General features: G+C 75.1%; 16 protein-coding genes. 6 read left to right on the forward strand and 10 right to left on the reverse strand.

What is annotated here, in order from left to right:
• Nucleotides 1-32: 32 nt before the first annotated feature.
• From J2X68_RS28495 to J2X68_RS28505, 3 genes are all read right to left on the reverse strand, one after another.
• Entirely contained in the window at nt 33-200 is a 168-nt protein-coding gene (locus J2X68_RS28495; RefSeq protein WP_310435443.1) for a hypothetical protein, read from the reverse strand.
• 68 nt (nt 201-268) lie between these two features.
• Complete coding sequence (locus tag J2X68_RS28500; protein ID WP_310435444.1) at nt 269-2,392, reverse strand: MMPL family transporter; 2,124 nt, start codon at nt 2,390-2,392, stop codon at nt 269-271.
• A 183-nt stretch (nt 2,393-2,575) separates the two neighbouring features.
• Nucleotides 2,576-3,082 (reverse strand): MarR family winged helix-turn-helix transcriptional regulator, encoded by a 507-nt coding sequence (locus J2X68_RS28505; RefSeq protein WP_399041039.1) that lies wholly within the window; start codon nt 3,080-3,082, stop codon nt 2,576-2,578.
• A 124-nt stretch (nt 3,083-3,206) separates the two neighbouring features.
• Between J2X68_RS28505 and J2X68_RS28510 the strand changes: the two genes are divergently transcribed.
• Both J2X68_RS28510 and J2X68_RS28515 read left to right on the forward strand, forming a co-directional pair.
• Nucleotides 3,207-4,724: an SDR family oxidoreductase gene (locus J2X68_RS28510; protein WP_310435445.1), complete on the forward strand. Its 1,518-nt coding sequence runs from the start codon at nt 3,207-3,209 to the stop codon at nt 4,722-4,724.
• Nucleotides 4,725-4,825: 101 nt separating this feature from the next.
• Nucleotides 4,826-6,199: a deoxyribodipyrimidine photo-lyase gene (locus tag J2X68_RS28515; RefSeq protein ID WP_310435446.1), complete on the forward strand. Its 1,374-nt coding sequence runs from the start codon at nt 4,826-4,828 to the stop codon at nt 6,197-6,199.
• A gap of 17 nt (nt 6,200-6,216) precedes the next feature.
• Here the strand turns inward: J2X68_RS28515 and J2X68_RS28520 are convergent, their stop codons facing one another.
• Nucleotides 6,217-7,164 (reverse strand): LysR family transcriptional regulator, encoded by a 948-nt coding sequence (locus J2X68_RS28520; protein ID WP_399041042.1) that lies wholly within the window; start codon nt 7,162-7,164, stop codon nt 6,217-6,219.
• Between the two features lie 131 nt (nt 7,165-7,295).
• On the opposite strand from J2X68_RS28520, the gene J2X68_RS28525 reads away from it, so the two are divergent.
• Complete coding sequence (locus J2X68_RS28525; protein WP_310435448.1) at nt 7,296-7,991, forward strand: type 1 glutamine amidotransferase domain-containing protein; 696 nt, start codon at nt 7,296-7,298, stop codon at nt 7,989-7,991.
• Nucleotides 7,992-8,338: 347 nt separating this feature from the next.
• On the opposite strand, the gene J2X68_RS28530 is transcribed toward J2X68_RS28525, so the two are convergent.
• Nucleotides 8,339-9,328, reverse strand: a complete 990-nt coding sequence (locus tag J2X68_RS28530; protein ID WP_310435449.1) for a MerR family transcriptional regulator — start codon at nt 9,326-9,328, stop codon at nt 8,339-8,341.
• 139 nt (nt 9,329-9,467) lie between these two features.
• On the opposite strand from J2X68_RS28530, the gene J2X68_RS28535 reads away from it, so the two are divergent.
• From J2X68_RS28535 to J2X68_RS28545, 3 genes are all read left to right on the forward strand, one after another.
• Entirely contained in the window at nt 9,468-10,061 is a 594-nt protein-coding gene (locus tag J2X68_RS28535) for a sigma-70 family RNA polymerase sigma factor (protein ID WP_310435450.1), read from the forward strand.
• A gap of 154 nt (nt 10,062-10,215) precedes the next feature.
• Nucleotides 10,216-10,800, forward strand: a complete 585-nt coding sequence (locus tag J2X68_RS28540; RefSeq protein WP_310435451.1) for a sigma-70 family RNA polymerase sigma factor — start codon at nt 10,216-10,218, stop codon at nt 10,798-10,800.
• A complete protein-coding gene (locus J2X68_RS28545) occupies nt 10,797-11,549 on the forward strand; it encodes an anti-sigma factor domain-containing protein (protein WP_310435452.1) in 753 nt (250 codons plus the stop codon). The genes J2X68_RS28540 and J2X68_RS28545 overlap by 4 nt, the downstream gene beginning before the upstream one ends.
• A 20-nt stretch (nt 11,550-11,569) precedes the next feature.
• Here J2X68_RS28545 and J2X68_RS28550 read toward each other — a convergent pair whose 3' ends face one another.
• The 5 genes from J2X68_RS28550 to J2X68_RS28570 form a co-directional block, all read right to left on the reverse strand.
• A complete protein-coding gene (locus J2X68_RS28550) occupies nt 11,570-12,391 on the reverse strand; it encodes a DUF1295 domain-containing protein (RefSeq protein WP_310435453.1) in 822 nt (273 codons plus the stop codon).
• Nucleotides 12,388-13,707: a cyclopropane-fatty-acyl-phospholipid synthase family protein gene (locus tag J2X68_RS28555; protein WP_310435454.1), complete on the reverse strand. Its 1,320-nt coding sequence runs from the start codon at nt 13,705-13,707 to the stop codon at nt 12,388-12,390. The genes J2X68_RS28550 and J2X68_RS28555 overlap by 4 nt, the downstream gene beginning before the upstream one ends.
• Complete coding sequence (locus J2X68_RS28560) at nt 13,704-14,990, reverse strand: class I SAM-dependent methyltransferase (RefSeq protein WP_310435455.1); 1,287 nt, start codon at nt 14,988-14,990, stop codon at nt 13,704-13,706. The genes J2X68_RS28555 and J2X68_RS28560 overlap by 4 nt, the downstream gene beginning before the upstream one ends.
• Nucleotides 14,987-15,718, reverse strand: coding sequence for a DUF1365 domain-containing protein (locus J2X68_RS28565; protein ID WP_310435456.1), 732 nt, complete (start codon nt 15,716-15,718; stop codon nt 14,987-14,989). Before J2X68_RS28565 ends, J2X68_RS28560 begins: the two co-directional genes overlap by 4 nt.
• Before the next feature lie 65 nt (nt 15,719-15,783).
• On the reverse strand, nt 15,784-17,109 hold the full coding sequence (locus tag J2X68_RS28570; RefSeq protein ID WP_310435457.1) for an FAD-dependent oxidoreductase: 1,326 nt from the start codon (nt 17,107-17,109) through the stop codon (nt 15,784-15,786).
• Nucleotides 17,110-17,181: the final 72 nt, after the last annotated feature.

Genomic DNA, 17,181 nt, shown 5'->3' on the forward strand with positions numbered 1-17,181 from the left:
AGGGCCGGCCCCGCGCCGCGGCGGTCCGGGGTTCAGTCCTCTTCGCCGAGCGGCACCACGACGAGGAAGGCATCCGACTTCAGGTCCATGACCACGGTGGCGGGCTCCCCCTCGGCCCGCCGCCGCGCCGCGTACTCCTCCGCGGGCCACGATCCTCGCGGGGATCCTGCGGGGAAACGCTCCAACACCTTCGTGCCCATAGCGGCAGACACCTCCCGATGCGAAACGGTCAATCTCTCTGGGATGCGCCTGCCCGGGATCGACGCGGTCATGTTCCGGTCAGCACCAGCGGCTCCTCGTCCGCCTTGTCCCCCTCGCGACCGAGCCGTCCCGGCCACCAGGCGGGGGCGCCGATGTCCCGCACCAGCGCGGGCACCAGCAGCGACCGCACCACGAGCGTGTCGAGCAGGACGCCGAAGGCGACGATGAAGGCGATCTGGGCGAGGAAGGCCAGCGGGATCACCCCGAGCGCGGCGAACGTGGCGGCGAGCACGACGCCGGCCGAGGTGATGACGCCGCCGGTGGTGACCAGACCCCGCAGGACGCCCTCGCGGACGCCGTGCCGCAGCGACTCCTCACGCACCCGCGACATCAGGAAGATGTTGTAGTCGACGCCCAGCGCCACCAGGAACACGAAGCCGTACAGCGGGACGGACGGATCGGTGCCGCTGAAGCCGAACACGTGCCGGAAGACGAGAGCGGAGACGCCCAGGGTGGCGAGGAAGTTCAGCGCCACGGTGGCCACCAGCAGCGCGGGCATCAGCAGCGAGCGCAGCAGGACCGTCAGGATGAGGAAGATGATCGCGAGGACGACCGGGACGATGAGGGTGCGGTCCCGTTCGGCGGTGCGCAGGGTGTCGTACCGCTGGGCCGTGTAGCCGCCGACGAGGGCGTCCGCGCCGGAGACGGCGTGCAGGGAGGTGCGCAGGCGCTCCACGGTCCGCAGGGCCGCGTCGCCGTCCGCGGCGGAGTCGAGGGTGACGTCCACCCGGACCCGCCCGTCGACCACCAGGGGTTCGCCACCGGGCCGGCCGGAGGCGGTGACGCCGGTCGCGGACGCGACCCCCTCGGTGTCCCGGGCCGCGGCGAGGACCGCCGGCAGCCGGCCGGCGTCCGCGACGACCACGGTGGGGTTGCCGGAGCCGCCGGGGAAGTGCCGGCCCAGGGTCTCCTGCGCCGCGACCGAGGGAGCGTCGTTCACGAAGGTCTCGTCGAGCGGCACGCCCTTCGAGGCGAGCGTCGGGGCGAAGGCGGCCCCGGCCAGCAGGACCGCGAGGGTGACCGCCCAGACCCGGCGCGGCGCCCGGTCGACGAGGCCCGCGACGCGCCGCCAGACGCCGTGGCCGGCACCGTCCTCCTTCATGCGGGCGGGCCAGTAGGCGGCCTTGCCGAGGAGGACCAGGACGGCGGGCAGGAAGGTCAGCGTGCTGAGCACGGCGCAGCCGATGCCGATGGCGCCGACCGGGCCGAGCGCGCGGTTGTTGGTGAGGTCGCTGAGCAGCAGGGCGAGCAGGCCCAGGGCGACCGTCGCGGCGCTGGCCACGACGGCGCCCCAGGACTTGCGCAGCGCGGCCGTGATGGCGGCGAACCGGTCGGTGCGCGCGGCGAGTTCCTCCCGGTAGCGGGCGGTGAGCAGCAGGGCGTAGTCGGTCGCGGCGCCGATCACGAGGATGGAGAGGATCCCCTGGACCTGTCCGTCGACGCGCACCACGTCGTGGTCGGCGAGCGCGTACACGACGGCGCAGGCGAGGCCGAGCGCGAAGACCGCGCCGAGGATGATCACCAGCGGGAGCAGCACGCTGCGGTACACGAGCAGCAGGATGACCAGGACGGTGGCCAGCGCGACGGCGAGCAGCAGCCCGTCGATGCCGGCGAAGGCGTCGGACAGGTCGGCCTGGGTGGCGGCCGGTCCGGCCAGGAGGACCGTCGTGCCGGGGACGCGTTCGGCGGCGGCGCGGATCCGGTCGAGGGTGGGGGCGAGATCGTCCCCGAGATCGGGGCGCAGGGGCACCACGCCCTCGATGGCCTCGCCGTCCTCGGAGAGCAGCGCGGGCGACACGTCACCGGCGACGCCCCGGTCGTCGGCGAGGGAGGCGAGTGCCCGGCCGGCGGCGGCCACCCGGTCCTCGACCCCGGCGGTCTCGCCGCCTCCGGCCTCGGTCTTCCCGGTCCAGACGACGATCGCCGGGAGGGTCTCGTTCTGGCGGAAGGCGCGTTGCGCCGCGATGACCTCGGTCGACTCGGCGCTGCGGGGCAGGAAGGCGGCCTGGTCGTTGGTGGCGACCTCGCCCAGCCGTCCGGCGAAGGGACCGAGGACTCCGCCGACACCGAGCCATACGGCGACGAGGAGGACCGGGACGAGCCAGCGGGCTCGTCGAGGGGTGGTGGACATCGTTCTCCAGCTCCGGAAGGAAGGGGATCGGGCAGCGACTGGGGCGGCCGGACGGGACGGGTGACCCAGATATCTCAACAACAAACAATCTCAATGATTGAACAAGTTGCCGCCGGGTGATCGTAGACGTTGCCTGTCCTTCTGTCCCCGGCCGGCCCCCGGATGCGGCGGAACCCGGAATTCTCAGCGCCCCGGAGGGGTGATCCCGGACAGCTCCTCGCCCATCGCGGTGAGGAAGCGCAGCACCACCGACAGCTCGTCCTCGGTGAAGCGCGAGCGCGCGGCCCGGGTCGCCTCGGCCAGCGGCCGGAAGTAGGCGCGGGCCACCGACCGGGCGTCGGCCGCGTAGTACAGGTGGACCACCCTGCGGTCGGCGCTCTCCCTGACCCGGCGGATGTGCCCCGCCCGCTCCAGCCGGTCCACGCACGCGGTGACGGCCCCGGAGGTGAGCCCGAGATGCTCACGCAGCCGCTTCGGGGTCATCGGCCCGTCGGCGTCCAGGATCGCGGCGAGCGCCTGGACGTCCGTGGCGTGCAGCCCCTGGTCGCCCGCGAAGCCGTGCACCAGCCGGTTGATCTCGCCGTTCATCCGCCGCAGCCGGACGGCGAAGGCGTGCAGGTCGGTCGGCGTACCGGGTGCCTCGGACGGCTGTCCCGGCACCCGCCCCTCACGGTCGTTCGCTGTGGCCACGGGGCCAGCGTAGTCGCCGTCCGCGATCACTCGTTCGTGCGCACAAGCCGCTGCCGCATCCGCGGCCCGCCCGCGCGTGGAATCGATCTGCGAGAGGGCCACCGACGCGAAGGAGCGAGGATCCATGACCGCAGACGGCCGCGGCACCCTGTGCCTGGTGACCGGCGCCACGGGATACATCGGCGGCCGGCTCGTCCCGGAGCTGCTCGCGGCGGGTCACCGGGTGCGCTGCCTGGCCCGCTCCCCCGACCGGCTGCGCGACCACGAGTGGGCCGGCGACGCCGAGACGGTGCGCGGGGACGTCACGGACGCCGCCTCGGTCGCCTCGGCGCTGCGCGGCGTGGACGTGGCGTACTACCTGGTGCACGCGCTGGGCACCGGCGAGGACTTCGAGGAGACCGACCGGCGGGCGGCACGGATCTTCGGCGAGCAGGCGCGGGCGGCGGGAGTGCGCCGCATCGTCTACCTCGGCGGCCTCACACCGGCCGGGGTGCCCGAGCGGGAGCTCTCACCGCATCTGCGCTCGCGCGCCGAGGTGGGGCGGATCCTGCTGGACTCCGGCGTGCCCACCACCGTGCTGCGGGCGGCGGTCGTGATCGGCTCGGGCTCGGCCTCGTTCGAGATGCTGCGCTACCTCACCGAGCGGCTGCCCGTGATGGTCACCCCGAGCTGGGTGCGCACCCGGATCCAGCCGGTCGCCGTCCGCGACGTGCTGCGCGCCCTGGTCGGCTCCGCCGGGATGCCGCAGGACGTCAGCCGGGCCTTCGACATCGGCGGACCGGAGGTCCTGACGTACCGCGAGATGATGATCCGCTACGCCGAACTCGCCGAACTGCCCCGCCGGATCATCCTGTCCGTGCCGATGCTCACCCCGCGTCTGTCCAGCCACTGGGTCGGGCTGGTGACCCCGGTGCCGGCCTCCATCGCGCGGCCGCTCACCGAGTCGCTGCGGCACGAGGTGGTCTGTCACGAGCACGACATCGCCCGGTATGTGCCGGACCCGCCAGGCCACCCGCTCGGCTTCGACGAGGCGGTCCGGCTCGCCCTGCGCAGCGTGCGGGAGGCGCGGGTCGCCACCCGGTGGTCCTCCGCGTCCTTCCCGGGCGCCCCCAGCGACCCGCTGCCCACCGACCCCGGCTGGGCGGGCGGCAGCCTCTACACCGACGTCCGCGAACTGAGGGTCGGCGCTCCCCGGGAGTCCCTGTGGCGGGTGATCGAGGGCATCGGCGGTGACAACGGCTGGTACTCCTTCCCGCTCGCGTGGGCCGTCCGCGGCCGGCTGGACCGGCTGGTCGGCGGGGTGGGACTGCGCCGCGGCCGCCGGGACGCGACCCGGCTGCGGGTGGGCGACTCGCTGGACTTCTGGCGGGTGGAGGAGATCGAGCCCGGACACCTGCTCCGGCTCCGGGCCGAGATGCGGCTGCCGGGCCTGGCCTGGCTGGAGATGTACGCGGAGACGGACGCCCACGGCCGCACCCGCTTCCGTCAGCGCGCCCTGTTCCATCCGCACGGGCTGCTCGGCCACGCCTACTGGTGGAGCGTCTCCCCCTTCCACGCCCTCGTGTTCGGCGGCATGGCCCGCAACATCGCCCAGGCGGCGGTGGCGGACGCGGCGGCACGCAAGGGGGAGCCGGTCCGCTGACCGGACGCGCGCGGAGGCCCGCCGGCGCCCGCCCCCTGCATCCGCCGGCCCCGACTTCCCCGAACCAGTGATCGTCCGAACCCCTGCCCCGGAGCCCTGCCATGAACGTCTCGGTCGTCCTGTTCACCGCCGACCTGCGTCTGCACGACCACCCACCGCTGCGCGCGGCCCTCGACGGGACGCGGCAGGTGGTCCCGCTGTTCGTGCGCGACCGGGCCGTGGACGGGGCCGGGTTCGCCACCCCGAACCGGCTGGCGTTCCTCGCCGACTGTCTGCGCGACCTCGACGCGGGGCTGCGCGAGCGGGGCGGCCGGCTCGTCCTGCGCTCGGGCGACCTGGTCGAACAGGTGTGCCGGGTGGCCGCCGAGGCGGACGCGGACGAGGTGCATCTGGCCGCCGACGGGAGCACGCACGCACGGCGCCGCGAGGAACGGCTGCGGAGCGCCCTGGAGTCGGAGGGCGTGCGGCTGCACGTGCACGACGCGGTGACGACCGCCGTCGGCCCCGGAGCGCTGAGGCCGGCCTCCTCGGACCACTTCGCCGTCTTCACGCCGTACTTCCGGCACTGGGCGCAGTGGCGGCTGCGCGAGCCGCTCGACGCGCCGCGCACCGTGCGGGTGCCGGACGGGATCGGCTCGGAGAAGCTGCCCACCCGGAAAGGACTGTCGGGACTGTCTCCCGCGCTGGCCACCGGGGGCGAGGACGAGGGCCGCGAGCGGCTCGCCGCCTGGCTCCGCTCGGGCATCGAGGCCTACGAGGACCGGCACGACGACCTGGCGGGCGACGCGACCTCCCGGCTCTCGCCGCATCTGCACTTCGGCACCCTGTCCCCGGTCGAGCTCGTGCACCGGGCGCGCCGGGCGGGCGGGCCGGGGGCCGAGGCGTTCGTGCGGCAGCTGGCCTGGCGCGACTTCCACCGTCAGGTGCTGGCGGCCCGGCCCGCCGCGGCGAGCGCCGACTACCGCACCAAGCACGACCGCTGGCGTTCCGAGCGGACGGCGGGCGAGGACGTCGAGGCCTGGCGGGACGGCCGTACCGGCTACCCGGTGGTGGACGCGGCGATGCGGCAGCTGCGCCACGAGGGGTGGATGCACAACCGCGGCCGTCTGCTCACCGCGAGCTTCCTCACCAAGACGCTGTACGTCGACTGGCGGATCGGCGCCCGGCACTTCCTGGACCTGCTGGTCGACGGGGACGTGGCCAACAACCAGCTCAACTGGCAGTGGATGGCGGGCACCGGCACCGACTCACGGCCCAACCGGGTCCTCAACCCCGTCACCCAGGCCAAGCGGTACGACCCCGACGGGGCGTACGTACGGCGCTGGCTGCCGGAGCTCGAGGGCGTGGCAGCGTCGGCGGTGCACGAGCCGTGGAAGCTGCCGGACGCCGACCGGGCGGCGCTCGACTACCCGGACCCGATCGTCGAGCTCTCCGAAGGGCTCGCCCGGTTCAAGCGGGCCAGGGACCGCTCCTGAACGCCCGTCGGCGTGTCTCACCAGGCGGGCGCCGCGCTCAGCAGGAGAGCGCGGACCCGGGCCACGTCCCGGTTCTCGACCGCGCCGGGCCGCTGCACGAGGAAGGCCGTGTTGATCGGCGGGTCCGGCGGCTCGTGGAGCGGGACGAGGGCGCCGGACGCCAGTTCGCCCAGGCACAGGTAACGCGGCAGCACGGTGATCCCCGCCCCGCCGACGACCGCGGCCAGCACCCCGCGCAGGTCGGGCACGGTCACCGCGGCGGAGCCCGACAACCGGCGGCCGAAGACGTGCCGCCAGTAGCGGCGCGCGATGGGCAGGTCCTCGGCGTAGGTGACCAGCGGGACGGAGTGCAGGGCCGCCGGTCCCTCGTCGGCCAGCGGTCCGCGCAGCCGGTGCGCCCAGTCCGGGGCCGCGACCAGCACGAACTCCTCGTCCGTCAGCGGGACCGAGGCCAGGGCCCGGCCGCGCGGCCGGGTGGTGGCGATGACCAGGTCGTGCCGCCCCGCCCGCAGCTCCCCGAGCAGCGGGTCGGTCAGACCGGTGGCGACGCGCAGCCGGACTCCCCGGGCCACCAGCGGCGCGAGCGCCGGGAGCACCCGGGTGCAGAGCAGCTCGGCGGGCCCGGCCAGATGCACCGGGTCCGACCGGCCGGGCACCGGGTCCGGACCGGCCACGGCGGCCAGCTCGTCGAGCGGTGCGGAGACGCGGGCCGCGAGCTCGTCGGCCACGGCGGTCGGCGAGACGCCCCGCGGGAGCCGCTCGAACAGCTCACGCCCGGCCTGCCGCTCCAGCGCCCGCATCTGCGTCGTCACCGTCGGCTGGGACAGCCCCAGCATCTGCGCCGCCCCGGTGAAGGAGCCCGAGCGGTACACCGCGAGGAAGGTCCGCAGCAGGTTCAGGTCCAGATGCTCGGCGGAGCGGCCGTCGGTATGTTCCACCTGGCCCAGTATTCCTCCCCCACCCATAGGAAGACCTATGACGGGCATTGGAATCCTCATTGGATCCCTATGCCTCGACCGCCTACGTTCGGCAGGGCACCTCACCCGCCGGGCTCCGCGATCGCGGAGCCCGGCACCGACACTTCCGGAGTTCACCCATGGCCAAGATCCTTTTCGTGCTGACCGGCGCCGACCACTGGACGCTCGCCGACGGCACCCTGCACCCCACCGGCTTCTGGGCGGAGGAGGCCGTCGCGCCGTACGAGGCGTTCCGGGCGGCCGGCCACGAGGTCGTCGTCGCCACCCCGGGCGGTGTCGTCCCCACCGTGGACCGGGGCAGCCTGGCCGCGGAGGTCAACGGCGGTCAGGAGGCCGCCGACCGGATCGCCGCCGCGCTCGACGCCCTTGCGGAGCTGCGACGGCCGGTCCGGCTGGAGGACGTGGACCTCGGCGAGTACGCCGCCGTCTTCTACCCGGGCGGGCACGGCCCCATGGAAGACCTGGCCGTCGACGCCGTCTCCGGTCGGCTCCTGGTCGACGCCCTCCGCTCGGGCAGGCCCCTGGGCGTGGTCTGCCACGGCCCCGCCGCGCTGCTCGCGGCGGTGACCGAGGACGGCTCCAACGCCTTCGCGGGCTACCGGGTCGCCGCGTTCACCAACGAGGAGGAGTTCCAGGCCGGTCTGGGCGACAAGGCCAAGTGGCTGCTCCAGGACCGGCTCACCGAGGCGGGCGTCGACGTCCAGGTCGGCGAGGCGTGGGCGCCGCACGTGGTGGTGGACCGCAACCTGGTCACCGGCCAGAACCCCGCCTCCTCCGCCCCCCTCGCCACGGAGCTCCTGAAGCACCTGGGCTGACCGACCGCCACTGCCGGGCCTGCGGTGACCGGGGCGGGACGGAGGGCGCGCGCGGGCCTCGCGGCCCGGAGCGGGGCCGGGCAGGGCGCGGGGCGGCGGGCACGCCGCGACCCGGCGCCGCGCGGCCCGGCGCCGCTCCGATGATCCGCCCCAGCGGTCCGGGCCGGGCCCGCACTCCCGTCCGGGGCAGGCCCCGCGCGGCGGCTGAGCCGTGACACGCGGCGCGGGCGCGCGAACCGGCCGGTCCGCGTGCCCGCTGCGGGCCGGCCGGTCCACGTGCCCGGTCGGCGCCGCCGCACCCGTGCGGGCCTGGGTCCGGCTGCCGCCGGGCGGACGGGTACGCCTCGTCAGGCGGCGTAGGCGCCGGCCAGGAGGGTCAGGGCGTCGCTCAGTCCGGCCGGGCGAGGGAGGCCCGGGGCGGAGCGGCCCGCCCAGCCGGGGCCGGCGAGCATCACGATCGGGGCGCGCCGGGCGCCGGTGACGCCCCAGCGGGTCTCGGCGAGGTGGCGGGCGAGGGGCAGGCTCGCGGTGGAGCGGGCCTGGGCCCACAGGACCACGGCGACCGGGCCCAGCCGCTGCACGGACGCGATCAGCGCCTCGACGGGCACGGCCGCACCGAACATCCGGGTGGGGATGTCGAGTTGACCGAGCCCCGCGTTCAGCGCCTCCAGCGGCAGACTGTGCTGCTCGCCCGGCACGCAGGCCAGCACCACCGGCCCCGGCCCGCCCGCCGCGTCCGCCGGCATCACGGCGCGGGTGGCACGGCGCAGGGCGGTGGAGACCTGCCAGGACAGCAGGTGCTCCACCTCGACGTACCGGTCGCCGGACGAGGCCCACTTGCGTCCCACGGCGTGCAGGGTGGGGACCATCACCTCCTGCCAGGCGACGGTGAGTCCGTGCCGTTCGACGGCCGTGGCCAGTTGCTCCTCGACGGCCGGCGCGTCGAGCCGCACGGCGGCCCGGGCCAGCCCCCGGCACTCCTGGCGGACGTCGCCGCCGAGCGGCAGGGCGCCGGGCGCGGCAGGCCGTCCGGGGGCCGGCCGCGCCGGTTCCGCGGCGGTCGGGAGCTCCGTCTCGGCAGCGGGCGGGAGCGCCCCCTCCTTCGCCACCCGGGCCGCGTCCGCGGGCGGCACACCGGACGAGGTGAGCCGGCACATCGTCTCCAGTACGGCCACGTCCGCCGCCCGCCAGCGCCGGTGGCGCCCGTCGGCGCGGACGGCGGGTCCGATGCCGTACCGGCGGTCCCAGGAACGCAGGGTGGTGGGCGCCACGCCCAGTCGGCGGGCCAGTGCCCCGGTCGTCAGGCCGGCCTCGTCGGGGCTCGGGAATGCGCTCATGGAGCGACGATACGACGCAGAAACGATGCGTGTTGAGGCGCCTGGTGCGCGGCTCACAGGATGAGGCCACCGGGGCCGCCCCCGGAGCACGTCATGGAACGGCCCGAACGCGGGCCGCCCGACGCGAGGAGCCGTCGTCATGAGCCCCCAGCAGACCGCCGCCCCCCGGCCCGCCCCGGCGCCCGAGCCGCTCGCCGACGAGGACCTCGCCCGGGGCCTGATGGCGGGGGACGAGACGTCCCTGGCCGCCGTCTACCAGCGCTGGCGCACCCTGGTGCACTCGCTCGCCTGGCGTTCCCTGGGCGACGCCAAGGAGGCCGAGGACGTCACGCAGCAGGTGTTCCTCGGGGTCTGGAGCGGGCGCGCGGGCTACCGGCCCGAGCGGGGCGCGCTCGGCGGCTGGATCGTCGGCATCACCCGGCGCAAGATCGCCGACGCGCTGGCCGCCCGGACCCGCCGTCAGGAACTCGTCGCCTCGGCCGGCTCCTGGCTGTCGGTGCGCGACCCCGGCCGCGGCCGTCCCGAAGAGGTCCTGGACCGCGTCCTGGTGCGCGGCGAGCTCGCCCGGCTCCCGGAGCCCCAGCGGCAGGTGCTGCGGCTGACCTTCTACGAGGACCTGACACAGACGCAGATCGCCGAGCGCACCGGCTGGCCGCTGGGCACGGTCAAGAGCCACGCCCGGCGCGGCATGCTGCGGCTGCGCGGCCGCCTGGAGGCCGCGCCGTACGCCTGAGCACGCCTTCCGCACGCGCGTTCCCCGGTCGAATCCGAATTCGACGCACAAGCGCTGCATTCGATCCGTTCGAGGAATGGCGGGCGCGGACCAATCCCCCGCCCCTCGTGCACCGGATTACGTCCGGACATGCCGCACACCCGAAGGATCCCCCGTGAAAGAAGCCGTCTACATCGGCCGGAACCCGGCCTCCCAGCCGGATCCGCAGGAACTCCTGGGCGCGGTGGCCCTGGGCGACCAGGAGGCCTTCGCCGGGCTCTACGACATCGTCGCCGGGCCGGTGCTCGGGGTGGTGCGCGCGGTGCTGCGGGACCGGGCGCAGTCGGAGGAGGTGGCCCAGGAGGTGCTGGTGGAGGTGTGGCGCTCGGCCCCCCGCTACCGCCCTGAGCGCGGCTCGGCCGTCAACTGGGTCCTGACCATGGCGCACCAGCGGGCCGTGGACCGGGTCCGTTCGGTGCAGGCCGCGGCGGCGCGCGAGCACCGGGCCGCCCTGCTGGACCACGCGCCCGAGTACGACGAGGTCACCGAACAGGTGGAGGCCCGGCTCGAACGGGAGCAGGTCAGGCGCTGTCTGCGCACACTGACCGAGCTCCAGCGGCAGGCCGTCGAACTCGCCTACTACCGGGGGCTGACCTACCGGCAGGTCGCCGAGTCCCTGGCGGTGCCGCTCGGCACAGTGAAGACCCGACTGCGCGACGGACTGATCCGGCTGCGCGACTGCCTGGGGGTGAGCGCGTGATCACGTCGGATCTGCACACGCTGTCGGGGGCGTACGCACTGCACGCCCTGGAGGACGACGAGCGCGCCGCCTTCGAACGCCATCTCGCGGACTGCGAGGCCTGTGCCCGTGAAGTCGCCGAGTTCACCGCGACGGCCGCCCGGCTGGGCCTGGCGGTGTCGCTGCGGCCGGCGCCCGGGGGCCGGGACCAGGTGCTGCGCCGGATCGCCGAGGTCCGGCAGGACGCCCCGGACCGGACGCCCTCGGACCGCTCCGGACGCAGGGCGCGCAGGGCGTGGTGGGCGTCCCGCTGGACCCTTGCCGCGTGCCTGGCGGCGACGGCCGCGCTCGGCGGCACGACGGTGTGGCAGTACCAGCGCGCCGAGGACGCCCGGACCGAGGCCGGCCGCTCCCAGCGCGAGTCCGCGGAGCTGTCCGCGGTGCTCGGGGCGCCCGACGCCCGCTCGCGCACGGTCCGGCTGGCGGACGGGGCCGAGGGGACGGTCGTCGTGTCCGCGAGCCGCGACCGTGCCGTGTTCCTCGCGACCGGGATGGCCCGACCGCCCGGCGGCAAGGTCTACCAGCTGTGGTTCGACGAGCACGGCGTCATGCGCGACGCGGGGCTGATGGACCCGCGGCGCACGAGTCAGGCGGTGGTCCTGAGGGGAACGGTCGACGACGCGTCCGCGATCGGCATCACGCTCGAGCCGACGGGCGGGTCGAAGGAGCCCACCTCACAGCCCGTGGCGCTGCTGCCGTTCCCCGCCTGACGCGGACCCGGCCCGGGCGCTCATCCGGACGGCCGTCCGGGTCGGCGCCCGGGCGGCCACGGGAAGAAGCCGCTCGTGCGGGACACGTACGCTGCGTAGCCGGGCCGCTCGGCCATGTGCCGTTCCAGGAGCGGCTTTCCGCTGCCCCTCATCAGCAGGAAACTCATCACGAGCGGGGAGACGACGCCGACGAGAGCCGAGGCGGCGGAGTCGCAGGCGACGAGGAAGAGACCCCACCAGACGCAGAAGTCCCCGAAGTAGTTGGGGTGCCGGGTGTACCGCCACAGGCCGCGGTCCATGACCCGGCCCCGGTGGGCCGGATCCGCCTTGAACCGGGCCAGCTGGGCGTCGCCCACCGCCTCGAAGAACATCCCCACCGCCCACAGCGCGGCGCCGGCCCAGGCGAACGCGGTCAACGGCGCCGACACGTACTGCGCGGCCTGGACCGGCAGCGACACCAGCCACACCAGGGCGCCCTGAAGCAGGTACACCATGCGCAGCGCGTACAGGTTCCGGCTGCCGGGAGCCTTCGCCAGCATCGCATCGTAACGGGGATCCTCTCCGTGGCCGCGGCCGCGGCGCGCGATGTGCACGGCCAGCCGCAGTCCCCACACGGCCGTCAGGACGGTGACCAGGACCCGGCGCCCCGCGTCGCCCTCCCCTGCGGAGAGCACGCAGGTCACGAGGGCGACGGCGGTGAAGGCGACGCCCCACGCGACGTCCACGAGCCGGTGCAGGCCCTTGGCCGCGGCCGGCGCGAAGGTGGCGAGCAGGACGACGAGGACCGTCGCGGCGGCCCAGCCGAGATTGACCGCGAACGCCCCCCAGGGGTAGTCGCTCACGAGCGATCCAGCCTCGCGTACCAGCCCTCCGGGCTGCCCGGCAGCCCACTGTCCCCGAGCGGTGTCGGCCGCACGCAGAGGATCTGGTCGACGCCCATGCGGCCCTCCTCGAAGGCGAGCGCCCCGCCGACCAGATAGAGCCGCCACACCCGGGCCGTCTCCGCGCCGACGAGCCGCACCACGTCGGCCCAGCGGTCCTCCAGGGTGCGGTGCCAGGCGGCGACGGTGCGCACGTAGTGCTCGCGCAGCGACTCGGCGGACCGCACCTCCAGACCGGCGCCCTCCAGGTGGGTGACGGTCTCGCCGAGCGGCCGCATGTGCATGTCGGGGGCGATGTACGCCTCGATGAAGGGTCCGCCGCCGGGCGCGTTCCGTCCGCGGGACATCTGCTGCACGAGCACCCGGCCGCGCGGGCGGACCAGCCGGCGCAGCGCGGCGGCGAAGGCCGGGTACTCGGCGTCCCCGACGTGTTCGCCCATCTCGATGGAGGCGACGGCGTCATAGGCGCCGCCGTCGATGTCCCGGTAGTCCTGGCACACCACCTCGACCCGGTGCTCCAGGCCCCGTTCGCGCACCTCGCGCCGTACGTACGCGGCCTGTTCGTGCGCCAGCGTCACCGCGGTGACCTGTGCCTTGTGCCGCTCGGCGGCGTACAGCGTGAGGGAGCCCCAGCCGCACCCGATGTCGAGCAGCCGCGCTCCGGGGACGACGGCGAGCTTGCGGCAGACCAGCTCCAGCTTGGCGTACTGGGCCTCGGCGGGCGTGCGGTCGGGCTCCTCGTCCGCCCAGTAGCCGCACGAGTAGGCCATCGGCTCGCCGAGGAGCAGGCGGTAGAAGTCGTTGGACAGGTCGTAGTGGTGGCTGATCGCGGCCCGGTCGCGGGCCCGGCTGTGCAGTCCGCCGCGCAACCGGGCCTGGGCCGCGGGCGGGGCGGGGCGCGGTCCGACGGCTCCGAGCCGCAGCGCCTCGGCCGCGGCGCGGGTGCGGTCGGCGAGGCCGGGCCGCGGGGCGTGCGGGCCCCTCTCCCGGCCGGCCGCCCAGAGGGCGCGCAGCGCGAGCCCGAGGTCGCCCTCGACGTCGATCTCACCGGTCACATAGGCCTGGGCCAGGCCGAGTTCGCCGGGTTCCCAGAGCAGGCGGCGCAGGGCTCGGCGGGAGCGTACGACGACGACGGGGCCTTCGGCCGGGCCGGCCTCGCTGCCGTCCCAGGCGCGCAGCCGGACGGGCAGGGCCGTGCCGAGCGCGTCCTCGACGAGAGCGGCGAGCCGGTGGGCGGTGCCGGGCCGGGTGGTGCGGGCGGTGCGCGCGTCGGTCATCGGGTCGGGTCCTCCTTGGCGAACAGGTACTGCTGGACGTCGAGGTAGCCGGAGCGGAATCCGGCCTCGGAGTAGGCGAGGTAGAGGGTCCACATCCGGCGGAACGTGGCGTCGAAGCCGAGGGCGGCGACCTCGTCGGCGCGTTCGGTGAACCGCTCGCGCCACAGCCGCAGCGTCTCGGCGTAGTGTGCGCCGAAGCCGTCGCGGCGGGCGACGGTGAGCCGGGTGTGGTCGCGCACCGTCTGTTCGACGGCCTCGACGGACGGCAGCAGGCCGCCGGGGAAGATGTACTTCTGGATCCAGGTGTGGGTGTCCCGGCTGGCCAGCATCCGCTCGTGCGGCATGGTGATGGCCTGGAGGGCGGCCCGGCCGCCGGGGGCGAGGCGGTCGTCGAGGGTGCGGAAGTAGACCGGCCAGAACTCCTCGCCGACGGCTTCGATCATCTCGACGCTGACGACCGCGTCGAAGGTGCCGCGTGCCTCGCGGTAGTCGCACAGTTCGATCGCGACCCTGTCGGCGAGGCCGGCGTCCCGGACCCGGGCGAGGGCGAGGTCGCGCTGTTCGCCGGAGAGGGTGAGCGAGGTGACCTGGGCGCCGCGCGCCGCGGCCCGGAGCGCCAGTTCGCCCCAGCCGGTGCCGATCTCCAGCAGCCGGGTGCCGTGCCGGACTTGGGCGAGGTCGAGCAGGCGGTCGATCTTGCGGTGCTGGGCGGCGGCGAGCAGGTCCCAGTGGGCCGGGAAGCCGCGGAACAGCGCCGAGGAATAGGTGAGCGTGTCGTCCAGGAAGAGCCGGAAGAGGTCGTTGGACAGGTCGTAGTGGCTGCTGATGTTGGCGCGGGCGTTGTCCGGGGTGTTGCGCCGGTGGTGCGGCTGCCGCTGCGCCCACCAGCCGCGCAGACGCTGGAGCGGGGCGGGGATCAGGTCGGCCGCGTGGGCGGCGAGCACGGTGAGCGGGGCGACCAGGTCGGGCGCGTCCCACTCGCCGGCCATGTAGGACTCGCCGAAACCGATGAGGCCCTGGGCGCCGATCCGGGCGTGGAAGGCGCGCGGATCCCTGATCTCCAGCAGCGGGCCGCCCCGGCCGGCGGAGGTGCCGTCCGCGTAGCGGGCCAGCAGGGGCAGCCGGTCCAGCGCCCGGCGGACGACGGCCGCGGTCACGGCGGTCCGGACGCCGGCGGCGGTCGGCGGGGCTGCCACGCCGGGCCGGCGCGCGGCGTGCGCGTGCGGGACGGCGTGACGGTCGCCCCGCCGCGCGGTGGCGGGGCGGGGCTCGACGTACGTCATGGGTGGTTCTCTCCGGTGCGGTGGTCGGGACGGGGTCGGACGGGCAGGCCGCGCAGATAGAGGCGGACGCCGTGCAGTCGGATGGCGGCGGACACGGCCACGGTGGACCAGGGGCGGCGCAGCGCCAGGCGCAGCAGCATCCCGGTCGTCGCTTCCCGCCGTGTGCCCCGCACGGTTGCGGTGAACGGGCGCCCGCCCGCGCGGTCGAGGTGCACGGTGAGGTCGAGCCGCTCGTCCGGCCTGGGCAGCCTCATGCGGTAGTGGCCGTCGACGGGGAAGAACGGCGAGACGTAGAACTCCTTGTCGGTCCGCGCCCTGCCGTTCGGATCGGGGTCGAGCAGATAGCAGTGGCGTTCGCCGTAGGTGTTGTGGACCTCGGCGACCACGCAGCGCGGCTCGCCGTCGGGGCCGTGGCACCAGTAGAGGGTGAGCGGGTTGAAGACGTGCCCGAACATGCGGGCCTGGGTGAGCATGAGCACCCGGCCGCCCGCCAGGTCCACGCCGCGCGCCGACAGGAAGGCGTCGAGGCCCGCCCGGACGGCGGGCTCGTCGCCGGTGAAGTGGTCGCGCCCGTCGAAGCGGGCCAACGCCCGCAGGGGACGCGGGAATCGGGGCGGCCGGTCGACGTCGACCAGCCACAGATGGGTGCGGTGGCGCAGCACGTACCGCAGGGGCGAGGTGCGCACGTGGGTGACCGTGCAGACGTACAGGGCGGGCGTCGGGGACATCGGCTCGGCCCGCGCCGCGGGCTCGGCCCGCCCGGCCCCGGCACTCCCCCGGGCACTCCGGGGGCTCACCATCGCACCCCCAGCGCGGCCGCCGCAGCCACGCCGGACCGGCAGCCGTCCTCGTGGAACCCCCAGCCGTGGTAGGCGCCGGCGAACGCGGTGACGGTGGTGTTCAGTCCGGGCAGGTCCCGCTGGGCGGCGACCGACTCCGGTGTGTAGACGGGGTGTTCGTAGACCATGCGGGCGAGGATCCGGCCGGGGTCGACGCGGTCCTCGCCGCCGAGGGTGACCACGTACGGCTCGGCCGCGTCCAGTCGCTGGAGCCGGTTCATGTCGTAGCTGACCCGGACGTGGTCGGCGCCCGACCCGCAGGACGGCATCAGGTAGTTCCAGGACGCCCGGGCGCCACGGGCGCGGGGAAGCACCCCTGCGTCGGTGTGCAGGAGCGTGACGTTGCGCGCGTACCGGAACGCCCCGAGCACCTCCTTCTCCCGCGGGGTGGCGTCGGCGAGCATCCGCAGCGCCTGGTCGGGGTGGACGGCGATCACCACGGCGTCGTAGGCCTCGGTCACACCGTCCTCGGTGGTGATCTCGGCGCCGTCCGGGGTGCGCCGCACGGTCCGTACGGGGCTCCCGGTGCGCACGGCGTCCAGGCGCTCGGCGACCCGGTCGACGTAGGCGCGCGAGCCGCCGGTCACCGTGCGCCAGACCGGGGAGCCCCCGATCGAGAGCATCCCGTGGTGCTCCAGGAACCGGAACAGATAGGCGGCCGGGTAGCGCTGGGCGGTGGCGGTGTCGCAGGACCAGACGGCGGCGACGACCGGCGTCATGAAATGCGCGCGGAAATAGGCGGAGAAGCCCTCGCGGTCGAGGAAGTCCCCCAGGGTGAAGGCGTCCTCGGCTCCGTCGGCCAGCAGACGGCGGGCCGCGCGGTGGAAGGCGGGGACCTCGGCGAGCATGCGCAGGTAGGGAAGGAGCACGGCGTTGCGCGGCCGGGCCAGCAGACCGGCGGGGCCGCGCGCGCCGCTGTACTCGAGGCCGCAGCCGTCGCACCGTACGGACATGCTCATCTCCGACTCCTGGGTGGAGACGCCGAGATCGTCGAAGAGCCGCAGCAGGTGGGGGTAGGTACGGCGGTTGTGCACGATGAAGCCGGAGTCGACGCGGTGGACCCGGCCGTCGGGTCCGGTGAGGTCGTGGGTGTGGGCGTGTCCGCCGAGGCGCTCGTCGGCCTCGTAGAGCGTGACCCGGCGGTCCGCGCGGCGCAGCACGTGTGCGGCGGTCAGCCCGGCCACCCCGCTGCCCACCACCGCCGTCCGGCGCCGCCCGTCGGACCCGGCTCCGGGTCCCCCGCGCGGCTCGCCGCCGGTCGCCGCTGTCGTCCGCACCATCGTCCGCTCCTCCCCCCGGCCCCGCTCCGGGGCCGACGCGGTTAATCCGAGGCCGTGGCCGGTGCGGATTGG

It is taken from the genome of Streptomyces sp. 3330, from assembly GCF_031456635.1.
GTDB lineage: Bacteria > Actinomycetota > Actinomycetes > Streptomycetales > Streptomycetaceae > Streptomyces.